We start from the raw sequence: 2,047 nt of genomic DNA on the forward strand, positions 1-2,047 counted from the left end.
TGACTACTTTGACCGTGCATGTGCTAAAGGTGGACATACTCCTCACTTACTTCGTGAAGCATTGTCTTGGCATGCAAACTTCGAAGAAACAGGTCAAATGCTTCAAGCAGCACCAGTTGCAAAATCAGCTTAAATCACTGGTTTAATTCAAGCACTCCTTCGGGGGTGCTTTTTTATTTGTTTAAATTATTAATAAAAAACTGCTCAAGCCCGAATTTTTATTTTATCTTTTCAGCACATCAAAACAAAAAGTAGAAATCCATATGTTTATTATTCGTCAATTTACAAATGCAGATCTGGATGATGTCGTTATTTTATGGGAAAGCTGTGGTCTGACGCGTCCTTGGAATAATCCTGAAACCGATATTTTCAGGAAAGTCTCACAACAGGATGATTTATTTTTGGTTGCTATTAAAGATGAGCAACTGATTGGTACGCTTATGGGCGGCTACGACGGCCATAGAGGCTGGATTAACTATTTGGCTGTTCACCCCCACCAACAACGCTTAGGAATCGCTACAGCGCTCGTTCAGCAGCTTGAGAAGCGTCTCATCGCTCGTGGCTGCCCAAAACTGCAATTATTAGTTCGTAAAGACAATTTGAATGTATTGAATTTTTACGAACAGCTTGGCTATGACGAGGTAGAAGCAGTGTGTTTAGGAAAACGACTTATTCGTGATAGTTCTCACGATTAGAGACAAGTTTTCAGTTGAGCCATTTTTAGAAAGTTAAGGCAATATTGGGGATAACCCTCTTTGCTTGTGGATAAAATGAGATTTATACACAGGTAAGGTCTTAATATTTTTATTAAATAAACAGGCATGAAAAAAGCCCCATACATTATGTATGGGGCTTTTTCGAATATGGTGGCGAGACCCAGGATCGAACTGGGGACACACGGATTTTCAATCCGTTGCTCTACCTACTGAGCTATCACGCCGATGGCCTGTATTAAGCCGTATCTCAGAACAATAGTCAACTATTATCCTGAGTTTCTGATTTAAATGAGTATTTTTTATACTTAAAAAAAATCCCTGATGGGATCAGGGATTGAAAACACAAATAATGGTGGCGAGACCCAGGATCGAACTGGGGACACACGGATTTTCAATCCGTTGCTCTACCTACTGAGCTATCACGCCGAAGTGGGCGTATTAAACAATGTTTATAAGAAGACGTCAAGCAACTTCCGTGTTTTTTGTAACAAGTGATTATTTTTAAATCACAACCACAAAATAATAGAAGCTTTTAGTGATGTAGTTTACCAATGTGAGCCAAACAGCGATGAATCGCGCCACAGCCTGGTTCAAAAGTTTTAACGCCTTTTGACTCTTCTATACGGCAAGCTTCTTCAACTAAGCGCTCAGCTACCCCACGACCACGGTTAGCAGGGTGCACAACAATATATTCAAGAACCTTGCTTTCGCCTTGTCCTGAAGACCAAATTGCACCTATAATTTTGGTGTTAAATTCGGCAGTGTATAGCGTGGTATACTGTTGTAAATCTTGTTCAAGTTGTTCAATCGCATCGTGCCCGTCACCAAACTCCGGACTTGTATCATACAGTCGCTCAAGCTGATCGCGGATCTCTGAATTATCTAGAGAACTATAAGCATGTACGGTAATAGGCATTGATTAACCCTCCTGAGCAAACTATGATGCTGTCACGAATTCGTCACAGCGAAATTGTCGTTAACATCCAATCATTTTTGACGTTTTTTGAGGAACGTGTCCATGACGCAACGTATCAGTGAAGTGGTTAGAAATACCAATGAAACCAAAATTCGAGTTCGTTTAAATCTCGACGGTACTGGTCAAGGCACACTAAACACTGGAGTTCCATTTTTAGACCATATGATTGATCAAATCAAGCGACATGGCTTATTTGATATCGATATTCATTGTGACGGAGACCTCGAGATTGATGATCACCACACCGTAGAAGACTGTGGTATCACGCTTGGACAAGCTTTTGCACAAGCTTTAGGCGATAAAAAAGGTTTAAAACGCTATGGTCATTTTTATGCACCATTAGACGAAGCTTTAT

At 40.4% G+C, this 2,047-nt stretch carries 4 protein-coding genes and 2 tRNA genes; 3 read left to right on the forward strand and 3 right to left on the reverse strand.

What is annotated here, in order from left to right:
• Together J580_RS23890 and J580_RS22545 are read left to right on the forward strand one after the other, a co-directional pair.
• Positions 1–133: hypothetical protein (locus J580_RS23890; protein ID WP_228130964.1), on the forward strand; the 133-nt coding region annotated here is incomplete at its 5' end.
• Between the two features lie 130 nt (positions 134–263).
• A complete protein-coding gene (locus J580_RS22545; protein WP_002116887.1) occupies positions 264–695 on the forward strand; it encodes a GNAT family acetyltransferase in 432 nt (143 codons plus the stop codon).
• A gap of 169 nt (positions 696–864) precedes the next feature.
• Here J580_RS22545 and J580_RS22550 read toward each other — a convergent pair.
• From J580_RS22550 to J580_RS22560, 3 genes are all read right to left on the reverse strand, one after another.
• Positions 865–940: transfer RNA gene (locus J580_RS22550), tRNA-Phe, on the reverse strand.
• Between the two features lie 126 nt (positions 941–1,066).
• A tRNA-Phe gene (locus J580_RS22555) sits at positions 1,067–1,142 on the reverse strand.
• 106 nt (positions 1,143–1,248) lie between these two features.
• Positions 1,249–1,632, reverse strand: a complete 384-nt coding sequence (locus J580_RS22560) for a GNAT family N-acetyltransferase (RefSeq protein WP_002116928.1) — start codon at positions 1,630–1,632, stop codon at positions 1,249–1,251.
• Positions 1,633–1,734: 102 nt separating this feature from the next.
• Between J580_RS22560 and J580_RS22565 the strand changes: the two genes are divergently transcribed.
• On the forward strand, positions 1,735–2,047 hold a 313-nt coding region (locus tag J580_RS22565; RefSeq protein WP_032006054.1), incomplete at its 3' end, for an imidazoleglycerol-phosphate dehydratase.

It is taken from the genome of Acinetobacter sp. 1542444, from assembly GCF_000581835.1.
Taxonomy (GTDB): domain Bacteria; phylum Pseudomonadota; class Gammaproteobacteria; order Pseudomonadales; family Moraxellaceae; genus Acinetobacter; species Acinetobacter pittii.